General features: G+C 70.8%; 16 protein-coding genes. 13 read left to right on the forward strand and 3 right to left on the reverse strand.

Features of this window, described 5'->3' with window-relative positions:
- The first annotated feature begins 7 nt into the window (after positions 1-7).
- The 9 genes from WME79_RS03185 (at position 8) to WME79_RS03225 (ending at position 12931) form a co-directional block, all read left to right on the forward strand.
- Positions 8-631, forward strand: a complete 624-nt coding sequence (locus tag WME79_RS03185; RefSeq protein ID WP_437531687.1) for a hypothetical protein — start codon at positions 8-10, stop codon at positions 629-631.
- A 35-nt stretch (positions 632-666) separates the two neighbouring features.
- Entirely contained in the window at positions 667-2211 is a 1545-nt protein-coding gene (locus WME79_RS03190) for a hypothetical protein (RefSeq protein ID WP_437531690.1), read from the forward strand.
- 885 nt (positions 2212-3096) lie between these two features.
- Positions 3097-3717: a hypothetical protein gene (locus WME79_RS03195; RefSeq protein WP_437531693.1), complete on the forward strand. Its 621-nt coding sequence runs from the start codon at positions 3097-3099 to the stop codon at positions 3715-3717.
- A 224-nt stretch (positions 3718-3941) separates the two neighbouring features.
- Positions 3942-5321 (forward strand): hypothetical protein, encoded by a 1380-nt coding sequence (locus WME79_RS03200; protein WP_437531695.1) that lies wholly within the window; start codon positions 3942-3944, stop codon positions 5319-5321.
- Between the two features lie 573 nt (positions 5322-5894).
- Complete coding sequence (locus WME79_RS03205; protein WP_437531698.1) at positions 5895-6317, forward strand: hypothetical protein; 423 nt, start codon at positions 5895-5897, stop codon at positions 6315-6317.
- An 830-nt stretch (positions 6318-7147) separates the two neighbouring features.
- Positions 7148-7864 carry a PP2C family protein-serine/threonine phosphatase gene (locus WME79_RS03210; RefSeq protein WP_437531699.1) on the forward strand — a complete coding sequence of 239 codons (717 nt, stop codon included), beginning with the start codon at positions 7148-7150 and terminating at the stop codon, positions 7862-7864.
- A gap of 1202 nt (positions 7865-9066) precedes the next feature.
- The gene (locus WME79_RS03215) at positions 9067-10749 is read left to right on the forward strand and encodes an L-aspartate oxidase (RefSeq protein WP_437531701.1); all 1683 of its coding nucleotides are present in this window, start codon (positions 9067-9069) and stop codon (positions 10747-10749) included.
- A gap of 83 nt (positions 10750-10832) precedes the next feature.
- Entirely contained in the window at positions 10833-11693 is an 861-nt protein-coding gene (locus tag WME79_RS03220; protein WP_437531704.1) for a CPBP family intramembrane glutamic endopeptidase, read from the forward strand.
- Complete coding sequence (locus WME79_RS03225) at positions 11690-12931, forward strand: patatin-like phospholipase family protein (RefSeq protein ID WP_437531707.1); 1242 nt, start codon at positions 11690-11692, stop codon at positions 12929-12931. The genes WME79_RS03220 and WME79_RS03225 overlap by 4 nt, the downstream gene beginning before the upstream one ends.
- Positions 12932-13014: 83 nt before the next feature.
- Here WME79_RS03225 and WME79_RS03230 read toward each other — a convergent pair whose 3' ends face one another.
- On the reverse strand, positions 13015-13515 hold the full coding sequence (locus tag WME79_RS03230; RefSeq protein ID WP_437531710.1) for a YchJ family protein: 501 nt from the start codon (positions 13513-13515) through the stop codon (positions 13015-13017).
- A gap of 242 nt (positions 13516-13757) precedes the next feature.
- Between WME79_RS03230 and WME79_RS03235 the strand changes: the two genes are divergently transcribed.
- The 3 genes from WME79_RS03235 to WME79_RS03245 all read left to right on the forward strand — a co-directional run bounded on the left by WME79_RS03235 (position 13758) and on the right by WME79_RS03245 (position 17816).
- A complete protein-coding gene (locus tag WME79_RS03235) occupies positions 13758-14225 on the forward strand; it encodes a Tudor-knot domain-containing protein (RefSeq protein WP_437531713.1) in 468 nt (155 codons plus the stop codon).
- Positions 14226-14401: 176 nt separating this feature from the next.
- A complete protein-coding gene (gene fusA / locus WME79_RS03240; protein ID WP_437531716.1) occupies positions 14402-16489 on the forward strand; it encodes an elongation factor G in 2088 nt (695 codons plus the stop codon).
- 10 nt (positions 16490-16499) lie between these two features.
- Positions 16500-17816 carry a hypothetical protein gene (locus tag WME79_RS03245; RefSeq protein WP_437531719.1) on the forward strand — a complete coding sequence of 439 codons (1317 nt, stop codon included), beginning with the start codon at positions 16500-16502 and terminating at the stop codon, positions 17814-17816.
- Positions 17817-17919: 103 nt separating this feature from the next.
- Here the strand turns inward: WME79_RS03245 and WME79_RS03250 are convergent, their stop codons facing one another.
- A complete protein-coding gene (locus WME79_RS03250) occupies positions 17920-18354 on the reverse strand; it encodes a DUF6918 family protein (RefSeq protein WP_437531721.1) in 435 nt (144 codons plus the stop codon).
- Positions 18355-18968: 614 nt separating this feature from the next.
- On the opposite strand from WME79_RS03250, the gene WME79_RS03255 reads away from it, so the two are divergent.
- Complete coding sequence (locus WME79_RS03255; RefSeq protein ID WP_437531724.1) at positions 18969-19784, forward strand: hypothetical protein; 816 nt, start codon at positions 18969-18971, stop codon at positions 19782-19784.
- Between the two features lie 30 nt (positions 19785-19814).
- On the opposite strand, the gene WME79_RS03260 is transcribed toward WME79_RS03255, so the two are convergent.
- Complete coding sequence (locus WME79_RS03260) at positions 19815-22523, reverse strand: glycoside hydrolase family 15 protein (protein ID WP_437531727.1); 2709 nt, start codon at positions 22521-22523, stop codon at positions 19815-19817.
- Between the last annotated feature and the right edge of the window lie 90 nt (positions 22524-22613).

A 22613-nucleotide genomic window follows, 5' to 3' on the forward strand; every position in this document is an offset into this window, starting at 1 on the left:
GCCGGGAATGAGCATCCTCGTGCTCATTGCAGTCGTCGTCAGCACCCCCGCGCGAACTGCGTGGTGCGAGCAGCGGGTGCGGGTGGCCATCGGAGAGACGGCCGACGCGGCGCTGGCGAAGAACGAGGCGTCGACAGCCCCGGGAGCGACGACGGAGGGTGGCGAGAGCGCGACGGGTGCGGGGATCGTCGGGCTCGTGACGGGGCCGCTGGCGGTACTGGTGGAGCCGCGACCGCTGCCGGACAAGAGAATGAATTGGGTGCCGGTGATCACGCTGGGAGCGGCGAGTGCGGTGTGGCTCGGCGTGGGGATCGGGATGACGGTGGCGTCGAGAAATGCGCGGAGCGACGCGGATGGACATCGAGCGCAGATCCAGCAGATGCACGGACAGTGCATCGAGCCGCCGAGCGACTTGATCTACAGATGCCGCGGCGTGGAGCGTGAGGCGGGGCGCGCGGCTCGTTTAGGTACGGTGTCCGTGGTCAGCTATGCGGCGTCGGGGGCGCTGGCGATCGCCGCCGCCACGTATGCACTGTGGCCTCAACGCGCCACATCGACGGGTCGAGCGCTGCGCGTCTTGCCCCAGGCGTACGCAGACGGGGGCGGTGTCTTCATCGTGGGAGTGTGGTGAGCGGGGTGAGGGTGAGCACAATGAGGAACAGATGGATGACGCGGTTGATGAGCTGGGGTGCAGTTTCCATGGCGGCGAGCGGCTGCGACTATCTGTCTGTCGGGCTGGCGGATGACTGCGAGTTCCTGCGCACGTGTCCTCATTATCTCGACGGTGGTGGCGGCAGTGTGCCGAACCCCGCATGCGAGGCGGACCCGACGAAGGACGCGAGCACGGTGACGGACGAGTGCGCGGTGTTCGCGAGCGCGACGGCGGAAGCGGGGGGAGACGGGACGAAGGCGAAGCCTTACGCGTCGCTCGGGGAGGCGGTGGTGCACGCGGGGAACAAGCGGGTGCTGGCGTGCGCGAGCGGTGTGTTCGCAGAGAGCGTGACGATCGAGGCAGGGATCGAGGTGATCGGGGGCTTCGACTGCGAGGCGGAGTGGACGTGGAGCGAGGAGGCGCGGAGCGCGATTGAGGCGCCTGCGAACCAGGTCGCGCTTACGGTGTCGGAGGCCGCGAGCGGGGCGAAGGTGAGGAGCTTCGCGATCCGCGCGGCGGATGCGCAGGCGCCGGGAGCGTCGTCGATCGCGGTGCTGGTGGATGGAGTGACGGCCGAGCTGGCGAGTTGCGAGCTGATCGCGGGAAACGGAGCGGATGGCGCGGAGGGAGACAATGCTCCGAGCGAGGCGCCGGCGCAGGCGTCGCCTGGGAATGCCGGAACGAACGCATGCAGCGATGTTGATGGCATGCCTGGGCCAGACATGACGCTGGCCGGTGGCGCCCAGGTGGTCAACGAGTGCGGCGGGGAGCTGTCGATCGGCGGTGGTGGCGGTGATGGGAATGTGACCAATGGCACTGGCGGCGACATCGGAGCGTCAGGCGCCCTCGGCGCAGCAGGTTCCGGAGAGCCGGCGGCAGGCGACTGGAGTTGTGCTGCCGGTGGAACTGGCCAGGGCGGCGACAATGGCGCTCCCGGCGACGCTGGCGACGCCGCGAGTGGCGTCGGCGCGCTGAACTCGTCCGGCTACACGGGCTCGAGCGGCGGCGCCGGCAAAGCGGGTAAACCAGGGCAAGGTGGAGGTGGCGGCGGCGGCGCGAAGGGCGGCGCAGCGATCTGCGCGGGCGTGCGGGGAGCTGGAGCGAGCGGAGGCAGCGGCGGACCCGGGGGCTGCGGTGGGCTGCCGGGCCAAGGCGGTGGAGCGGGCGGGGCGAGTATCGCGCTTGCGAGCGTGGAGGGGAAGGTGACGCTGAAGGACTGCGTCCTGAAGGCGGGCGACGGAGGCAAGGGAGGCCCGGGCGGCGACTTGCAGCCGGGCGGAGCCGGTGGGCTCGGCGGAACGGGCGGCACGGGGGTCGGCATTTCGAAGAATGCGTGCGATGGCGGGAAGGGAGGCCAAGGCGGTCCCGGCGGTCCAGGAGGAGGAGGCCTCGGTGGGCCGTCGTTCGCGATCGCGTACCGAGGCGAACCTGTGAAGCAAGAAGGGCAGACGATGCTGCAACCGGGCACGCCCGGCGCCGGGGGACCTGGCGGAAGCAACAACGTGTCGGAGAACGCAGGCGCGGAAGGCACGGCAGCGGCGGAGCAGAAGTTTCCGTGAGCGAGCGATGAGGTAGCGGGCGGCGTCATCGACGCCGCCCGCAGGGCCGAGAAGCGCGGCGGAAGGAGGAACTGGCGATCGCGCGAAGCGCCATCGATGGGGAGAGGTGTGCCCGCGGATGACGTGCGCGGCGGCGAGCAGAGCCCCGTGGATCGCAGCTACCGGCGAGCGGTGGAGAAAGTGAGGACGACCGTACGATTCCGTGACGATTCCGCATGGCTACACGTAACTGGGGGAAAAAGCTTCGATGTCGGAAGAAAGCCCTTGGCAAACTTCATGGGGCACATCGGGCGAGGGCAGGGACACGGCGCCGGGTGGGGAAATGCCGGCGAGGTCGGCGTGGGAGGAGAATGTTGGGACTTCATGGGCAATGCGAGCTGCGGCCAGTGAAGTGAGCAGCGCGGTCAGAATGATTGAGAATTTACGAGAGCTGAGCGCAATGCGGATGAGCGACTGACGAATCTAGTGCTCCGCGAGCAGCTGAGCTGAAGGAGTAGACAAGAAATGGTTGGACGCACCCCGCGCCGGGGTGGTAGGGACCGTTTTGTCGCGGAGACGCGGCACGGCGGGCTTCCCGGCGCTGACAACTTCACCACCTTCGAGTGGACTGCCCAAGGCGCGGGCGGAGGGACCGTTGATCTGCTGACTTCTTCTGCGTCGGGCCGCGAGAGCGGATGTTATCCGACGGTCGCTGAAGGGAGCCCGGCAGCAGATCGCTTTTGCGCAGCGGGAGAGCTTCGAGGCGCGGCCGCAGGGGGATGGAAGCGCCGCCAGGTTGGTACTCGGACTGCCGTCGCAGGCGAGACCCCTCCTGTCCCGCGCGTAGCGCGGGACCTGGGAGGGGCGGACCGCGCGCAGGCCCGCAGGGCCGAGCACGGGCCGGGGGTGGGCATCCTCGTGCTCATTGCAGCCGTTGTCAGCACCCCCGCACGAACTGCGTGGTGCGAGCAGCGGGTGCGGGTGGTTATGGAGGAGACGGCCGACGCGGTGCTGGCGAACAGCGACGGGCCAACGGCGGCGGGAGCGACGACGGAGGGGGGCGGGAGTCTGACGGGTGCGGGGATCGTCGGGCCCGTGGCGAAGCCGCCGGCGGTGCTGGTGGAGCCGCGACCGCTGCTGGACAAGAGGAACTGGGTGCCGGTGATCACGCTGGGGGCGGCGAGCGCGGTGTGGCTTGGCGTGGGGATCGGGATGACGATGGCGTCGAACAAGGCAAGCGCGGATGGGCGCGCGCAGGCCAATGCAATCCTCAACGCCGGCGGTGGCTGCGCGGATGCGCCGTCTAGATACCACCAGGCGTGCTCTGAGCTTCGGACAGCGGCCTTCCGCGTCGACACATTCGGGCGTGCAGCAACCGTGGCGTACACAGCATCGGGCGTGCTGGCCATCGCAGCCGCGACCTATGCGCTTTGGCCGCGTTCGTGGACCAAGCCGTCAGACAAGGTGCGTGCTCTACCCGAAGCGCACATCGGTTACGGGGGAATTGCGGTGCGGGGGGCATGGTGACGAGCCGAAACGAGGGTGATATGAAGAGGAATCAAGTTCGCTGGCAGCTGTATTCCTTGGGGTTGGTCGTTTGCACCGTCGGTTGCGACACGGTATGGAGCAACGTCGCGGAGGATTGTGAGGTTACCCTGTCGTGTGAGCATCACCGCGGGCTGTGGGATGGCACAGGCGGCGGTGTCCCGAACCCCGCATGCGAGGCTGACCCGACGCAGGACGCGAGCACAGTGACGGATGAGTGCGCGGTGTTCGCGAGCGCGACGGCGGAGCCGGGGGGAGACGGGACGAAGGCGAAGCCGTACGTGTCTCTCGGGGAGGCAGTAGCGAAAGCGAACGGCAAGCGGGTGCTGGTGTGCGCGAGCGAGCCGTTCCCGGAGAGCGTGACGATCGAGGCCGGAGTCGAGGTGATCGGGGGCTTCGACTGTGAGGCGGAGTGGACGTGGAGCGATGAGGCGCGGAGCGCGATCGAGGCGCCTGCGAACCAGATCGCGCTCACGGTGTCGGAGGCCGCGAGCGGGGCGAAGGTGAGGAGCTTCGCGATCCATGCGGCGAGCGCGACGGAGCCGGGCGGGTCATCGATCAGCGTGGCGGTGGCGGACGTCGATGCAGAACTGGTCCAGGTGGATGTGACCGCGGGCAATGGGATGGCCGGCGCGAACGGCGAGACGCCGACGGAGGCGTCGCAGGCGGGGGCGAGCGCGTCGGAGGTGGTGTCCGATGCGTGCGAGGTCGTCTTCGGCGGCGAGCCCGGCGTGACGATGTGCCAGGACGGCGAAACGCGCGGCGGCGCCGGTGGACTCGGCGGGACCACGGGCATCGACGAGGGCAACGGGCAGAAGGGGGCGGACGGTGCGCCGTTGCCGGAGCCGAACCCGAACAACAAGGGCCTCGGAGGTACCGGACAGGCGGATGCCGCCGGCGAATGCAGGCGCGGGGAAGACGGCAAAAGTGGTGATCCCGGCAGTGCCGGCGAGGCCGGCAGCGACACGCAACTGACGCTGGCCGGCATCGTTAGCGGCGACGGCGGTAGCGGGATACCTGGGAAGCGAGGTCAAGGGGGAGGTGGCGGCGGAGGCGCGAAAGCAGGGCGGTTCTGCGGGCCCGCCGCGAACCCCGTAGATGGCCCCGGCGCCAACGGTGGCGGAGGCGGAGCCGGAGGCTGCGGAGGCAAGGGCGGCGGTGGTGGGAAGGCGGGCGGGTCAAGCATCGGGATCGTGAGCCTGGGGACGAAGCTGGTGCTCACGGAGGTGAGCATCGCGGTGGGCAAGGCAGGTAACGGCGGAGATGGAGTGGTCGGACGGAGCGGAGCAAACGGCGGGGCCGGTGGCCCTGGCGGAAATGCATCGGGAGTGTCCCCCTCGATCCGTGGGTGCGATGGCGGCCGAGGCGGTCAAGGTGGAGCGGGCGGCCCCGGGGCCGGCGGTCGAGGTGGGCATGCGGTGGGGCTTGCTTACGCGGCGGTGCCGGGTGCTGCGATGACGCTGGCGAACTTCATGGGGGGCACAGCGGGTGAGGGAGGAGGCACGGCGCCGGGTGGAAACGTCGGCGAGGTGGGCGTGAGCGGAGAATGTTGGGACTTCACGGGCAATGCGAGCTGCGATCGGTGACGGTCGACGATGGCGGAGATGGAGTGAGAATTTCAGAGAGCTGAACGTAATGCATGCGTGTGCCTGACGAGCGCGGTGCTCCGTGAGCAGCTGAACTGAAGAAGGAGACAAGAAATGAATGGACACGCCCCGAGCCGGGGTGATAGGGACTCTTTTGTCGCGGAGACGCGGCACGGTGGGCTGCCCGGCGCTGAAAACTTCACCACCCTGGCGTGGATCGCAAGAGGCGCGGGCGGAGGGACCGATGATCTGCTGACTGCTTCTGCGTCGGGCCGGAAACCCGGATACCAACCTACGGTCGCTGAAGGCAGCCCGGCAGCAGATCGCTTTTACGCGGCGTCGGAGCATCGCGGTGCTGTGGCGGCGGGGCAGAGGCGCAGTGGCGCTGGACTCCGAACCGCCGTTGCAGGCGAGACCCCTCCCGTCCCGCGCGGAGCGCGGGACCTGGGAGGGGCGGACCGCGCGCAGGCGCGTAGCGCCGAGCACGGGCCGGGGGTGGGCATCGTTGTGTTGCTCTCCGTCTTGCTCTGCACCCCAGCGCGAGCAGCGTGGTGCGAAGAGCTGGAACGGGAGATGTTCGTCGAGCCAGGGGAGCACCGGATAGAGGTGAGGCTGGCGGGGTACCTGCCGGTGGGCGAGACGGTGCGGGTGGCAAAAGGACAGGCGACAGCTGCGGGGCCGGCGATGGTGCTGGAGAAGAGCGACGGGCAGGCGTCGTCTGGCGCGAAGATGGAAGGGGGGACGAGCGCGTCGCGGGCGGGGGCTGGTGCGGCGGTGGCGGAGCCGCCGCCGGCGCCGGTAGCCGTCTCCGCCGCCGCCAGGGAAGAGCTCGGTGGGGGCAAGGGAGGTGCGGGCGGCGACCTTCAAGCCGGGTGGGCTCTGCTGCGCAGGAATTTCCGTGAGCGAGCGACGAGGTCGCAGGCGGCGTCGCCGGTGGCGCCGTCCGCCGCCGCGAGGTGCGGCGGAAGAAGGAAGGCGGTGCTGTCGATCGTGTGAAGCGCGATCGAAGGGGCGAGGTGTATCCCGTGGGTGACGTGCGCGCGCGCGGCCGCGGCAGCGAGTAGAGCCCGCTGGACCGCTGCCGCTGGCGAGCGGCGGAGAAAGCGAGAACGACCGTACGATTTTGTGACGACTCCGCCTGGCTGCGCGTAAGTTATCGAAAGGGCGTCGCTTTCTGGAAGAAAGCCCTTGGCGAGCTCTTTCGTTGCCGGCAGACTGGGCGCCGCTCGCTCCCACGGAGCCCCTGCCGATGCGCCGGAAGTCCAGCGGAAACGATGTCCCTCCCTTGGGAAGACGCCCCAGCCTGAGCGCGAGGCTCGCGTGGGAGCGGATGTGGGTACGGCGGTTCGGTCTCGAGGACGTCGAGTGGGACCCGGAGGAGTCCTGCGAGCACTGCATCGAGAAGAGAGCGGCTCGGGAAGCGGTGATGGCGGAGCTTGCATCACGGCCGGGGGACCGACCGAAGCTGCGGCGGAGCCTTGGGTGGGGAAAGACTCCACCGCGGGTGGGCAGGCGCAGAAGGCGGAGCAAGGGCCGCTGCATGCGGCTGCTGCTGAAGCTGGTGCGATTGGCTCGTCTCGAGCGCGACGAGTAGCGAGCGGTTGATCGAAAGGCCTCGTTACGAGCGGGCCGGATCGAGCGAGCAGCCGTTGACGGCCCAGGCCGCGCTGAGGACGCACGGCGGCTGCGCCGTGCGCAGGGCGACAGAGTAGGAATCGGTGCACCGCGGGTGCGGTGCGCCCGGGCTCGGCTCGTCTTGCGACGAGCGTGCGAGGTGAATGATGGTGTGTCCAACGCTCGCCATCGAGGCGGGGGCGGATGCCCCTGTGTCGAGGCGTTGTGCGAGCAACGAGGAGCGCTCCGGTGAGCTTCCTTGTCTGGGGTTGTTCCTGGTCAAGGGTGGCCCTGGCGGAGATGTCGCCCGCACGGCGATCGAGATGGTGCATGCCGCCATCGAGGCAGACGGTGTGGACGACGTCTGTGCTGGTGAGATGATTGCGCCGCAGCGCCGGGACGAGGTGCGGCTCATGATGAGTCCGCGTCGACGCGGCAGCTGCCACCCCGAGCGCGATCGCCGGGAGCCAGGACGGTACGGCGTACCCGCGAGCTTCGCGGGGGTGCTGCTCGCGCCAGGGGCGGCGTACATCGCCCACGTCGGCGAGGTGCGTACCTATCGATTCCGTGGTGGGCAGCTGGAGGCGCGAACGCGTGATCTCGCGGCGGGCGAGGTGGGCATGTCGGATGGCGCCGTCTCGCCGGATGTACTGGCCATGCTGGCCCAGCACGCGAACGCGGCGACGCGCGCGCTCGGCTGCGAGACGGCGGGGGAGATGAAGATCCAGGTCGAATGCACCGAGCCAGGCGACGTCTTCCTCGTGGGCTCAGGCGGCCTCTGGGGCACGGTGTCCGAGGACCGCATCGCCGGCATCCTCGCAGCGCACCGCGAGCTGCGCTTCGCGGCCAGCCTGCTGATCGACTGCGCCGATGAGAAAGGCGAGCCCGAACCGGCAATGTGCCTTCTCGCGCGCATCGGCGGCATCTGACGGTTGGAGCTCACGAGGAGGAGCGGTGCAGAAGGGGAAGGGCTGGAGGGCAGCGAGGTGATGGCGGAGGCGACCCATCCCGTCCCGCTCGTGCCGCGGGGCTCGGGAGGGGCGGCGGCGCGCAGGCGTGAAGCGGCGGTGCGAAGGGCGGCGCGGCGATCTGTCGAGGCGCCATGCCGGGAGCTGGGGCGAGCAGAGCCCGCTGGACCGCTGGTCGCCGCGAGCGCTGTAGAAAAAATGAGAGACGGTATGATTTCGTGGCAATTTCGGACTGCTGAACGTAATTCAGCGAAACGGCACGAGCGAAACGGCACGAGCGAAACGGCACGATGGTTCGAAGAAACCCCTTGGCGAGCTCATTCGTTGCCGGCAGAATGGGCGCCGCCCGAATTCAAGGAGCCCCATGCCGAAGCGCCGAAGGTCTCGCGGAGACGACCCTCCTCCCTCTGGTAAGCGCCCCAGCTTGAGCAAAATGGGGGAGTGGGAGCGGATGTGGGTACGGAGGCTGGGTCTCGAGGACATCGACTGGGATCCTGAGAAGTATTGTGTGCACTGCATCGCGGAGCGGGCGGCTCGCGAAGAGGCGGCGGTGGAGGAGGAGCTCGCGCCGCCGTCAGGGCCGAGGCTGCCGGCATCGCAGAGCCTCTTGTGGGCGAAGAACCCACGCCCGGCAGGCGGTCCTAAAGCGCGAAGCAAGCGTCGCCCCAAGCTGATGCTCGTGCCCTCGGCGCACCGCAAGGGCGAGGATTCCTGAGCGAGAGGCCCCTTCGCGACGGGGCTGGATCGAGCGAGCCGACCAGACGGTGTGGAGGACGCTGGCTCTGATGTGCTCTCCGGGAATCTGTCGTATCGTGCCATAACACCGCATCTCCTGTATCCTCGCTGCGCATCGCGAGCTGCTGCGCGCGGCGCGCCATCTGCGCGAGTCGCGGCTTCTGATGGATGGACTCCGCTCATGAGCGAACGCTGCGAGCCCGAGCGCGCGATGTGCGCCCTGGCGCGCGCCGGCGACGGCCGAGGCGCTCGGCCATGAGCACGATCAGCCCGTGCGTGCGCCCGCGCCTCGCGCAGGCTCACGCCGGCGCTCCGCTCCACCCGGCCCCGCTGGCCTCCCGCCCGAACGCCTGGCCGCAGCGCCGTCGCACGCAGGAAGCGCACCACGGCCTACCTCCGTGCGCCCCGCTCCTGCTACCCTCCGGGCCGTGGCGATAACGACCGATTTCCTCGTCATCGGTAGCGGTGTGGCTGGGCTGACCTTCGCGCTCGAGGCGGCCGAGCACGGCGAGGTGATCATCGTCACCAAGCGCGCGCGTGACGAGTCCAACACGAAGTACGCCCAGGGCGGCATCGCGGCGGTCTTCGCCCCGGACGACTCCCCCGAGGCGCACATCGCCGACACGCTCGAGGCGGGGGCGGGCCTCTGTCACGAGGTGGTCGTCGAGATCTGCGCGCGGGAGGGGCCCGAGCGGGTGCGCGAGCTCATCGCGCGGGGCGCCCAGTTCGACCACGAGAACGGCCAGGTGCGCCTCGGGCGCGAGGGAGGGCACTCCGCGCGGCGGATCGTGCACGCCGCCGACGCCACCGGCCTCGAGATCGAGCGGGCGCTCCTCGAGCAGGCCCGGCAGAACCCGAACATCCGCTTCGCCGAGCACCACACGGCGATCGACCTCATCCCGCTGTCCCGGTTCGGCGGGCCGGACATCTGCGCCGGCGCCTACGTGCTCGACGAGACCGACGCCGCGCTGAACCAGGGCGGGCCGCGGCTGCGCGACTCGGAGCGGCCAGCGCCCCGGCACCGGCCGGCCTCGAAGCCGCACGTCGTCGAGACCTACCTCGCGCGGGCGACCGTGCTCGCGACCGGCGGCGCAGGCAAGGTCTACCTCTACACGACGAACCCCGACGTCGCGACGGGCGACGGCGTCGCCATGGCCTACCGGGCGGGCGCCGAGGTCGCGAACATGGAGTTCTACCAGTTCCACCCGACGTGCCTGTTCCATCCGGAGGCAAAGAGCTTCCTCGTCAGCGAGGCGCTGCGCGGCGAGGGCGCCATCCTCCGGCTGCCGGACGGGACAGCCTTCATGGCCAGCCACGATCCGCGCAAGGACCTCGCGCCGCGCGACATCGTGGCGCGGGCCATCGACTTCGAGATGAAGCGGACCGGCTCGGACTACGTGCTGCTCGACATCACCCACCGGCCCGCGAGCTTCGTCCGCGAGCACTTCCCGACCATCCACGCGCAGTGCCTCCGCTACGGCATCGACATCACCGTGCAGCCGATCCCCGTCGTGCCGGCCGCCCACTACATGTGCGGCGGGATCACCACCGATCTCTACGGCAGGACGACGATCCCCGGGCTCTGGGCGATCGGCGAGTGCACGTGCACAGGGCTGCACGGCGCGAACCGGCTCGCCTCGAACTCGCTGCTCGAGGGGCTCGTCTTCGGCCATCGCGCGGCCGCGCGCCTCGGCACCCAGATCGCCGAGCTGCGGCAGAGCCCGTTCCCCGAGGTGCCCGAGTGGCAGGTCGGCAACGCGGTCGCCAGCGACGAGGAGGTCGTCGTCGCCCACAACTGGGACGAGCTGCGCCGCACCATGTGGAACTACGTCGGCATCGTCCGGTCCGACGCCCGCCTCCGGCGCGCCGCCCGGCGGATCTCCCTGCTCCAGGAGGAGATCCGCGAGTACTACTGGAAGCACCTGGTCACCCGGGATCTGCTCGAGCTGCGCAACATCGCCACCGTGGCCGAGCTCATCGTCGGCTGCGCCTCCGCCCGGCACGAGAGCCGGGGGCTGCACACAACGATCGACTACCCGGAGACGAGCGATCGCCTCGGCACGGACACGGTCGTGAAGCGGGGCGTCCTGCCTTATCTGCGAGGTCGATGAGCGATCTGCACGGCACCCCTGACCCTCCGCCGAGCGGCGGAGGGCCCGGTCCGCTCGTCCGGCGAGGCGGCGAGGAGCGACCGATGTCGATCCCCGGGGCCATCGGCTGGACCGTGGGCGTCACCGCGCTGTTCCTGTTCCTGCTCGGCCTGATCTCCTCCTTCCGGATGGAGCCGGCGCTCGACGGCGCGGGCTCGTTCCGGCCGGCGCCGAAGCTCGACGTCATCGGCAGCTTCGCGTGCCAGGCCGCGGCGTACCTGCTCGGGCTCTTCGGCGTGCTCCAGGTGCACGCGCCGCGCGCGTCGATCCGGCAGTTCCTTGGTCTGCGCGGGACGCACGTGGCGTTCTACCCGCTCGCGATCGCGCTCGGCTTCGCGCTCGAGGGGCCCATCGCGGCCCTCTACACGGCGATCGAGGCGCGCTGGCCGTCGGGGATCGACGACGCGGAGCTCGTCCGGGTCTTCGTCGACGCGAGCGCGCCCGAGCGGGCCGCGCTCGGCCTCATCTTCATCGTGCTCGGCCCTGCGCTGGAGGAGGTCTTCTTCCGGGGAGCGCTCGCCCGCCCGCTGCGCTGGACGCACCGCGCCCCGCTCGTGATCGCGATCACGGCCGCGCTCTTCGCGGCGGCCCACGTCGGGTGGCAGAAGTTCCTGCCGATCGGGATCTTCGGCGTGGCCCTCGGCGTCCTGCGCGTCGCGAGCGGCTCGCTCTTGCCGTCCATCCTCCTCCACGGCACCTACAACGCCATCCAGTGCTTCACGCTCGTCTCCGCGGCGAGCGCGGGGGCCGTCGAGGACGCGCCCTCTGCTGCCGGCGCCGCGGCGAGCCCGGTGTGGCTCGTGGCGGTGAGCTCCGCCTCTGCGCTCGTGTTGACCGCGCTCGCCTGCGTCCTCGGCCGTCGCGCCGAGGGGGCGGCCCGCGCGAGGGAAAAGGACCTCTCATGATGCCGGCGTTCGAGAGCCAAGGCGGCGGCAAGAGCCGATCCGCGCAGATCGCAGCGGGGGACGGCGAGGTCCGCTCCCCCGGGACCGTGGACGCGAGCGGCGAGGGCCGCGCTGCCCCGCGCGCCGGGGCGAAGCGCGCGCGCGTCAGCCTCTGCTTGCCAGGGGGCGGCCTGACGGGCGCGCTCTACCAGATCGGCGCGCTCGCGGCGCTCGAGGATGGGGTCGAGGGGATCGACAACCAGAGCTTCTCGCTCTACCTCGGTCACGGCAGCGGCGCCGCGGTCGCCGCGGCCCTGGCGGGCGGCATCCCGATCGAGCGGCTCTACCGCGCCCTGCTCGATCCGGTCGACAACTTCTTCCCGCTGGAGCGCAGCCACCTCCTCCACATCGACGCCGGCGAGTGGCGGCGCGCGCTCAGCACCAGCCTGGTCGCGCTCCGCCACGCGATCGTCCGGCTCACGACCCGGGGCGACGCGACCCCGAACGCGCCGGCGCAGCAGTACCTGTTCGAGCAGCTCGATCGCTTCAACGACTCGCTCCCTGCGGGGCTCTTTCAGCTCGATCGTTACGAGCGGTTCCTCGCCGAGTTCTTCCTGAGGCGCGGCATCCCGAACTCGTTCCGCGCGATGCCGCGGACGCTGCGCATCCCGGCGCACGACCTCGACTCGGGCGAGCGCGTCATCTTCGGCGCCGAGGGGTTCGACCATGTCCCGGTGTCGCTCGCCTGCGCGGCGTCGCTCGCGCTCCCGCTGTTCTTCTCGCCGGTGCGCGTCGAGCACCGCCACTACCTCGACGGCGGGCTGGGCCACGTGGCGCACCTCGATCTCGCGCAGGCCGCCGGCGTGGAGCTCACGATCGTCGTGAGCCCGCTCGTGCCCGTCTCCACCGCGCACCGCCCCGTCCCGACAGGGCACGGGGTGCGCGAGAGCGTGCGCGACAAGGGCATGCTCTGGATCTTCAACCAGGCGATGCGGATCGGCGCGCACGCGCGGCTCCACCAGGCGGTGGGGCGCACGCTCGCCGAGGGCAAGATGCAGGTCCTCGTGCTCGAGCCCGCGCGGAACGACGCGCTGCTGTTCCTCCACAACCCCGCCAACCTGCGCGCGCGGCGCGCCATCCTGGAGTACGCCTACCGGACGACGCGCGAGCGCATCGCGGTGTGGATGGAGAAGAACCGCGCCGTGGTCGAGGCGATGGGGTGGCACGAGGCACGCGCCTCGGGCGCCTCGACGGGCTGAGGCGCATCGGCCACGCGAGAGGCTGGTCATCCAGCCGAGGGCGTACCGGCCGCGTGAGCGCCCGGTCGGCCGGCGAGGGCCGGTCAGCTGGCGAGCGATGAGAACCGGGCGATCGTCAGCTCGTCGGGCAGGACGCTGATGCGGGCGCGCGGGATGGCGACGCCGTGGAGGTAGCGCCAGCCCTCGCCGTCGTGGAGGAAATCGGACAGCTCGACGAACGAGCGATCCACGCCTGCCTCGAAGATCTTCGCGAGGAACAGCACCGACGCCGAGTCGCCGCTCTGCAGGCTGTCGAGGATCTGAAGGCCCCGGTACCGGTGGTGGTGGATCGTCACCTTCAGCTCGCGGAGCACCTGGTCCCTGTCGCGCCCGCGGTCGAGGTGGCCCATGTGCAGCGTCCGCCAGAGGTAGGCGGTGTCTCCGACCGCGAACGCGGCGTACCGCGAGCGCATCAGCGCCACGGCGTCGGGCGCCTCGCGATCGCCCAGATGGCAGGGGGCGCAGCACTCGCGGTACGAACGCCCCGAGCCGCACGGGCACGGGCGGGAGAGGGTCCCCGTACCAGGACGAACATCTCGGGTCATGGGCGTTCTCTACACGGGTTCGTGCCCCGCTGCAGCGCCCTGGGGGGCGTCGAGATGGGGCGCGGCGGGCGTGCTGCAGAACGGCCCGGCACGGCCTGGCGCGGCTTGCGGCAGAACGGCCCGGCACGGCCTGGCGCGGCTTGCGGCAGAACGGCCCGGCGCCGTCCACGGCCGACCCGCGCGCGTCCCTGAGCGAAGCCTCTTGCGGGGCGTCGGCGAGGACGGTAAGGCGGGCGGGAAGTATGCCCGCAGCGCGCGCTCACGCCGCGGCCCTCCTCCTGGCCCTCGCCCTGGTTCTGGGGGGCTGCAAGCGCCAATACGCCATCGGCGATCACGTCCTCGTGACGTGGGAAGGGAACGTCTACCCGGCCGAGGTCATCGAGGTCGTGGGTCCGACGAAGTTCAAGATCCACTACCAGGGATACGACGACATCTGGGACGAAGTTGTACCTCGCGAACGGATCCGCGGTCTCGTCGAGGGCAACGTCGTCCACCCGCCGCCGCCGCCGAAGGTCCGGAGCAAGGGGCTGCAGGCGTCGCAGACCAACGTCTACAAGATCGGGGACAGGGTCCGCGTCGAGTGGCACGGGCAGATGTACCCGGCGGTCGTCACCGGCATCGTCGGTCAAGAGCGCTACCGCATCCACTACGAGGGCTACGGATCGGAGTGGGACGAGACGGTCGGGCTTTCCAGGATTCAAGCCAAGTAGCGTGAAATGTTCACGTACGATCATTTTCCCCCTGGCGCTGGCCATGGGGCCGAATTAAGAGCCGCGCCGAATTTCTGACTGGGCGATCGCAAGAGTGCGCCGCCTGGCTGACGTTCGATGCGTGCCGCACGCCCTCCACGGGCACGCCCTCACGGGTGCGCGGCGGGGAGCCTTCTGTGATCAGCGAACTGTCCAAGCTGCGCAACATCGGGATCAGCGCCCACATCGATTCGGGCAAGACAACGCTGACCGAGCGCATCCTCTTTTACACCAAGCGAATCCACGCCATCCACGACGTCAAGGGCAAGGACGGCGTCGGCGCGAAGATGGACTCGATGGATCTCGAGCGCGAGCGCGGGATCACCATCCAGTCCGCGGCCACGCACTGCTTCTGGAACGGGCACCAGATCAACGTGATCGACACGCCCGGCCACGTGGACTTCACGATCGAGGTCGAGCGCGCGATGCGCGTGCTCGACGGGGCGATCCTGGTCCTCTGCGCCGTCGCCGGCGTGCAGAGCCAGTCGCTCACCGTCGATCGCCAGATGCGCCGCTACGGCGTCCCGCGCATCGCGTTCGTGAACAAGTGTGACCGCGCCGGCGCGAACCCGCTGCGGGTCCGCGCGCAGCTGCGCGAGAAGCTCAACCTGAACCCGGTCCTGCTGCAGCTGCCGATCGGGCTCGAGGACAAGTTCGAGGGGGTCGTCGACCTCATCGCGATGAAGTCCTACCGGTTCGAGGGGGCGAACGGCGAGAAGATCGTCGCCGGCGAGATCCCGGCCGAGATGGCCGACGAGGTGAAGACGGCGCGCGAGGAGATGCTCGACGCGCTCTCGATGTACTCCGACGAGCTCACCGAGGCGATCCTCGAGGAGCGCGTCACCGAGGAGCTCCTCCAGAAGACGATCCGCGAGGCGACCGTGAAGCTCCAGATCGTCCCGGTGATGATGGGGTCGGCCTACAAGAACAAGGCGGTGCAGGTCCTGCTCGACGGCGTGACCCGCTACCTCCCGACGCCAGCCGACATCACGAACAAGGCCGTGGATCTCGACAAGGACGAGGCCGAGGTCGTCCTGTCGAGCGATCCGGAGGCGCCGCTCGTCACGCTGGCGTTCAAGCTGGAGGACGGCCGCTTCGGCCAGCTCACGTACATCCGCATCTACCAGGGCACCCTGAGCCGCGGGAAAGAGGTCACGAACACCCGCACGGGCAAGCGCCACAAGGTCGGCCGGATCGTCCGCATGCACGCGGACGAGATGGAGGACATCGAGGGCGCGAGCGCGGGCGATATCGTCGCGATCTTCGGCATCGACTGCAACTCCGGGGACACGTTCACCGACGGCGGCCTGAGCGTCGCGATGACGTCGATGCACGTGCCCGACCCGGTCATCTCGCTGACGGTGACGCCCAAGGACAACAAGTCCCAGGCGAACATGTCGAAGGCGCTGCGCCGCTTCACCAAGGAGGACCCGACCTTCCGCGTCGGGGCCGATCCGGAGAGCGGCGAGACGATCATCCAGGGCATGGGTGAGCTCCACCTGGACGTCTACATCGAGCGCATGAAGCGCGAGTACTCGGCCGAGGTCATCACGAGCCCGCCGCGCGTGGCCTACCGCGAGACGATCACGCGCCGCGTCGACTACAACTACACGCACAAGAAGCAGACCGGCGGCTCCGGCCAGTACGGCAAGGTCGGCGGCTTCATCGAGCCGTGGGCGGAGGCGCCGTTCCGGTTCGACGACCAGGTCGTCGGCGGCGCGATCCCGCGCGAGTTCATCCCGGCGGTCGAGAAGGGCTTCGTGTCGATGCTCGCCAAGGGGCAGCTCATCGGCGCGCCCGTCACGGGCGTGTCGGTCACGCTCGACGACGGCGCGGCCCACGCGGTGGACTCGTCCGACATCGCCTTCCAGGAGGCCGCGCGCGGCGCCTGGCGCGAGACGTACCCCAAGGCCGGCCCGCAGATCCTGGAGCCGCTGATGAAGGTCGCCTGCGAGGGGCCGAGCGAGTTCCAGGGCGGCATCGTCGGCATCCTCATGCAGCGGCGCGGCATCATCGTCGGTTCGACCGAGGCGGACGGCTTCTGCCGCGTCGAGGCCGAGGTGCCGCTCTCCGACATGTTCGGCTTCTCGACGGTCCTCCGCTCTGCAACCCAGGGCAAAGCCGAGTTCACGATGGAGTTCTCGCGCTATGCTCCTCTTCCGGCGGCGCTTGGTGAGGAGCTCATCAAGAAGTACCGGGAAGAGCAGGCGAAGAAGGCCAAGTGAGGGGGTCGGCATGTACCGCAAAGAGGTAAACGAGCGGAGCCCCATGCGGGTCTTCGAGGGGTCGATGCACGGCGGGCTGGGTCGCGGCAACGTCGGCGTCATCGTCTCCCGGCCCGGCGTGGGCAAGACGGCGTTGCTCGTGCAGATCGCGCTCGACGATCTGCTCCGGGATCGCCGGGTGCTCCACATCTCGCACGAGAACGCGGTCGATCACGTCCGCGCGTACTACGACGAGATCTTCCACGATCTCGCGCAGTCGATGCGGCTCGAGGAGCCGGAGGCCGTCCGGCTCGAGGTCGAGCGGCACCGGCAGATCTACTCGCACCTCGGCCACGTGAAGGCGTCGGCCGACGCGCCCGAAGAGGCGGCGCGCCTGTGGGTCGAGAAGATGCTCGAGACGGTGGCCTTCGCGCGCGGCGTCGCCCACTTCGAGCCCGACGTGATCATCGTCGACGGCTTCGACGTGGCGGTCGCGTCGGAGCAGGCGATGGAGGCGCTCGGGAAGCTCGCGAAGGAGCGCTCCGCCGAGGTCTGGGTCGCGGCCCAGGTCGACGAGGCGGGCCCTCCGGGCAAGCTCCCGGCCGCGCTCCAGCGGGTCGAGCGGCACCTCAGCGTGGTCGTCTACCTGCAGCCGGAGCGCGACGTGGTTCGCGTGCGGCTGCTGAAGGACCACGGCAACAAGGCTCTCGCCGATCTCCACCTGCGCCTCGATCCTCACTCGATGCGCGTCATCGACGAGGACGTGCGCCCCCCCTCGGAGCGGCCGAAGGACCCGCGGACCTTCCGCGTGCACTCGGGCGGCGCCAAGGGGGCCGAGGCCGAGTTCGGCGCATGTGCCGAGCGGTACGGGGTGCAGGAGCTGAACTACAGCTTCGAGGGCCATCGGCTCCTCGAGCGCCAGCGCGGCGTGGTCGTGCTGGGGGACGACGAGCTGCGCAAGGGCGATTTCAGCCTCGTCTACGTGTCCCGGCGCCTCGGCCGCGTGCTGAGCGAGATCCCGCTCGTGCGCAACATCCTCCAGACGATCTGGCACCAGATCAACGCGGCCAGCCAGGTCTTCGTCGTGGGGACGCTCCAGGAGGACGGCACCGTGCGCGGCGGCACCGGCTGGGGCGCGGAGCTCGCGCGCCTCTGGAAGAAGCAGCTGTTCGTCTACGATCAGGAGAAGCGCGGCTGGTTCCGCTGGAGCGGCTCGGCGTGGGAGATGGCGCGGCAGCCGAGCATCACCTGCGAGAACTTCGCCGGCATCGGCACGCAGGATCTCAACGACGCCGGCCGCGACGCGATCCGCGATCTCTTCGCGCGGAGCTTCGGCGAGCCTGGCTGAGAGCCGATCGCAGGGGCGCCCTCCGCCGCGCACGCGGCCGCGGGGGCGCCTCGCTGCGGCGCGCAGCAGGCCGGCGTGAAGCGGGCCTGCTGCGCCGAACCGCTCAGGCGGTGTGCTTCTGGATCAGCTGGGCGAGGCGCGGGACCGCCTCCTCGACGTTCTTCTTCGCTGAGCCGCGCAGCTTCTCGTAGGTGCCGCGCACCACGCCGCTCGACGAGGACTTCGCCTTCTCGTCGGTGATGCTCAGGAGCGCGTCGGCGACCCGCGAGCGGTTCGACGTGAAGAAGGAGCTCGGGTTCCCGCTGCTCGAGGCCTCGGTCCAGATGGGATCGAGCTTCTTGGCGAACTCGGGCAGCAGCTTCTCGACCACCTGCTGGATGAAGCCGGGCTTGATGCCCTTCACGGCCGCGTAGCCGGCCTTGACCGCCAGGCCGGAGAGTCCGCTCTTCGAAGCCACCTCCTCGTCGACCAGCGTGCAACAGTCGGCGACGACCTTGGATTTCTTGTTCGCATCGAGCAGCGTTTCGCTGAGACCCATTCTCGAACTCCTCCCGGCGCTTCGGAGACCGGTCGCGGCCCCCAGACCGATGTCAGCGTGACCCCCGGCAGGGAGCCGCGACCACGTCGAGCGGACCGGTGGTCCGCTCCCGACCACATCGAAGCGCGGCTCTTACCACAGCGGCCTGAAGGCCGGCATCGCAAGCGCCCACCCGGGAAACCTTCGGTCCAGGACGGCTCTTGCCCAGCGTCGACCGTCCTGGATGGCAGTGCAACGCCGTCACGCGCTCGATTCTCGGAAATGCCGCGCGGAGACCGCATGCATGGCCGCCCCTCGCGCGCCATACTCAAGATGTAATTTGAATCACAGTTTGGCGTGGCGGGCGCTCGCCGCTGTCGTGTTGCGAGGCCTGCGGGGGGCTCATGGACGTTACCTGCGAAATCTGCGGAATCGTCACCACGGTGTCGAGCGACGCGCGCGGCGGGGCTGCGCTCGAGTGCAGCGTCTGCGGCGGTGCGATGCTCCGTGCGCACGGGAGGGGTGCGGCTGCGCCCCCGGCGGGAGGCGCCGGCCGGCGATCGAGCCGGCCTCCGCCGCCGCTCCGGCGATCGAGCGCGCCCTCGGTGCCACGGAGCGACGATGACCCGACGATCATGGATCTCCGGTCGCTCGCGCTGAAGTCGTTCATCGCGACGCTTCCCGCCGCGACGACGACGTCGAGCGCGCCGGCGGCGACCTCGGTCGCGCCGGGCAGCGGCCCGGTCGCTCCGGCGGCGGTGGGCCAGACGGCGCCGCAGGCGATCCGGGGCGCGGAGTCGGCAGCGTCGACCGCCTCGACCGCGTTTGCGGGTACGGCGCCGGTCGGGGTCGATGCGCCGAGCGTGAGCGATGTGATGCGCGTCCACGACGCGCTCGTGCCTGTCGCGATGCCCTCACGGGCGCGATCACGAGCCCGCGTGCGCATCCTCGCGGCGGCGACCGTGGCCGGCGCCCTGGTGATCGCCGTCGGGCTCACGCTGATCGTCGGCCGGATGTCGCGCGCGCCGGGGGATGACGCGCCGCCTGCAGCGCAGCGCGGCGTGTCCCGGGCCGGGGAGATCGCGCGCGAGGTGAGCGTGCCGGTCGAGGCGCCCGGCCCCCGGAGGACGGCGCTGCGCGGGCTCGACGCGCGCGCGCCAGCGGCCGACGAGGACGAGGCCAGCGCCGCCGAGCCCGTCGCGGCGCCGCAGCCGCGCGCCGCACCGGAGACGGGCGCGCGCGAGGCCTCCGGGGCGGGGGTGCGCCCGCCCGCCGCTGCGGGGGCCCGCGCCCGGCCTGAGCGTCAGCCGTCGCCTTCGCTCGCGTCCGAGGAGGTGTCTCGGGCCCAGCCGCCGATGTCGCTCACCGACGCGATGGCTGCAGCCGTCGCCGACACCCCGCCCCCCGCCGCTGCAGAGACGCAGCGCCAGGCCGACACCAGCGAGGAATAGCCCGCGCCGAGGGCGCGCGCTCGGCGAGCGTCAGCGCCGCGCTCTCCGGCGCCGTCGCGTGAGGCCGGCCGCGGCCACGGCCGCCGCGAGCGCCGAGGGCGCGGCGCCATGGCCGCTGCTCGCGAGGCGGCAGCCGCAGCCGGCGTCCTTCCGGAGATCGGCGCTGCTGTCGCCGCCGCCGTTGCTGTCATGGTCGCGGCCACCGGCGGCGTCCGCTCCGGCGGCGCCCGCTCCGCTGGCGCTCGCCCCACCTGCGCCCGCCCCGCCTGCGCCGCTGCTCGGGGGGCCGCCGCCGGCGCCGCTGCCGCTCGCGGCGCTCTCCTCGAAGTACGCGCCGCACGCTGGACCGACGGCGAGCCCGTCGCGCGCCGCGAGCGCGAGCGCGTAGACGCCCGCGCCAAACCCCACCATGGGCGCGTTGAACTTGTAGGTGCCGCGGATCTCGTCGTAGGTCTCCGCGATCGCGAGGTAGTTCGCGGCCGACTGATCGAGCACCCACCGGATCAGCCGGTCCGAGCGCGCGACGTCCCCCATGAGCCGCGCCGCGACAGCGCCGCGCAGGTCGGTCACGACCCACTCGGCGCTGTCGTACTCGCTACCCCAGGGGCTCAGGTCATCCGCGCCGGCGTGATCGGTGCGATCGTCGTTCCGGGACCACCCGGCGCCCGCGGGGACGCGCAGGTGGTCGTCGAGCCCGGCGAGCGTGGCGGCGGCGATGCGCCCCCGCGGATCGAACAGGCCCATCGCGATCCCCTCGAGCACCGCCGCGTCCCAGTAGCCCGCGCCCGACGCGAGCTCCTCCTGGCTCGCGGCGAGCGCGCCCGAGGCGTCCGTGAGCCGCGCGGCGATCGCGGCGCGCAGCCGCTCCGCTGCGCCGCGGTACGCCGCGGCCCGGTCGGCCTCACCCCGTCGCTCCGCGATGGCCGCCGCGTCGCACAGGCCGCGCGCCGCGGTGATGCTCGTGTACGCGAAGGACCGCTCGCGCCCGTTCCAGTGGGTCTCCCAGATCGACGAGTCCTTCCGGACGAGCCCCGTGTCGGGATCGATGAGCGCGACGAGGGCGTCCGCGACCTTCGTTGACGCGGCGGCCCAGCGCTCGTCCACGAAGCCCGTATCCCCGGTGAGCTCCTCGTACTGGCGCAGCGCCCAGAGAAACAGGCCGAACCCGTCGAACTCCAGGTTCGGGCCGAAGTCGTTGAAGTCGGTCTCCTCGACCCCGAAGCCGTGGTAGCGCACCAGGCTGATCTGGTACGGCGGCATGTCGTACGACGCGAGCTCGCTCCAGCCCTGGAAGCGCCCTGCCTCCGCGTCGAGGTAGAACCGCAGCGCGTCGCGCGCCTCCGCCTGCATGCCGAGGGCGGCCATCGCGACGGTGGCGTAGGCGCCGTCGCGGATCCAGGCGACCGTCCACTCGCCCGGCGGGAGGCTCGCGAGGACGGCGCCGTGCCCGCGGTGGGTGATGGTGGCCGGCAGCGTGGCCGGCGCCCCGCCGAGCGTCGTGCCGAAGCGCGTGGCGCGCGGCTCGAAGTCCCGCGTCAGGTGCTCGCGCAAGAAGGCGTGGCTCTCGCGGGACTGCGCCATTCGGAGCGTCACGGCCGACTGCCGGAGCAAGGCCGTCTCCTCGGGCGACGCCGAGGGCGGCACCTGGATCGAGCCCTGGAACGCGCGGTATGCGGCGATCTCGTCCGCGACCACCTCCGCCGCGCGCTTCGCGCCGAGGTACGCGTCGAGGGCGCCCTGCACGAGCGGGTCCGCCGCGCCCGAGGGGTCGCCGTGGTGCGCGAACGCCACGCCGACCCACCGCGCCTCGCCGGGGCCGATGCTGCCGAGGTCCCACTGGAACGCGCTCACAGAGCCGTCCGCGGTGGGCGCGGCCCCGTCGAGGTCCGGCAGATCGGCGCCGCCGTCGTCCGCGACGATCCGGTAGACGTCGAGGTCCGGCGGGCTGCCCGCCCTGGAGGCGCCGTGGCGCGCGGGGGGCTCGAGAGCGCGCGCGACCACCACGCCGGCGAAGGCGCGCTCGAGGAAGTCGCGCCGGCCCTGGCCCGCGTCGTAGGCGACGGTCTCGCCCGACTCTCCGATGTCGGTCATCACGCCCGGGCGACCGAAGCCGAGGTGGAAATTGTGCAGCGAGAACGCCGACACGCCCTCCGCCGGCCGCTCGCCCCGGTTCTCGACCCGCATCGCCATCACGAACCCCGCCTGCGGGAGCCCCTGCGGCGCGAAGAAGAACTGGGTGCACTCGAGGTTGCCGACCCGCTGCACCATCGTGACGACGCCCGTGCCGCCGCGCTGCCCGTCGGTCCAGCCGGCGTAGCCGCTCGCGTCGAGGTCGACGGGGACCTTGGTCAGCCACCGCTGGTGCCCGTCGGAGCGCAGCCCGAAGTACGCGTCGTAGAGCAGATCGCGCGTGCGTACGGCCTGCGGCTGGTTGCCGATCCAGACCTCCTCGCCGCGCTCGTCGAGGAGCGGCTCCTCCGTGGCGAACAGGCGCTCGCGGAAGTGGGTGAGCTTCGCCGCGCCCAGATCGAGGAGCACCGCGCCGAAGCCGTTCGACGAGGGCAGGCGAAAGAACGTGCGCTGCACCTGCACCTCGGCCCGCGCCGCGTGAGGGGCGGCGAGCGCGACCGACGCCGCTGCGCCGAGCGAGAGGAGCGCTGAGCCGATGGCCCGGGGGGCGCGAGGTGGGCCAACCCGTTGGTGCCCAAAATATTCCCGCGCCTGGATCGGGCGATTCATCGCGGCACTTTAACGGAATGCCTGTCATCCCGGCGCGCCGGCTCGCCGGCGGGCGCTCAAAATGCTGCAACGCGCCTCCCGGCGTGGTAA

The organism is Sorangium sp. So ce726 (assembly GCF_051521405.1).
GTDB lineage: Bacteria > Myxococcota_A > Polyangia > Polyangiales > Polyangiaceae > Sorangium.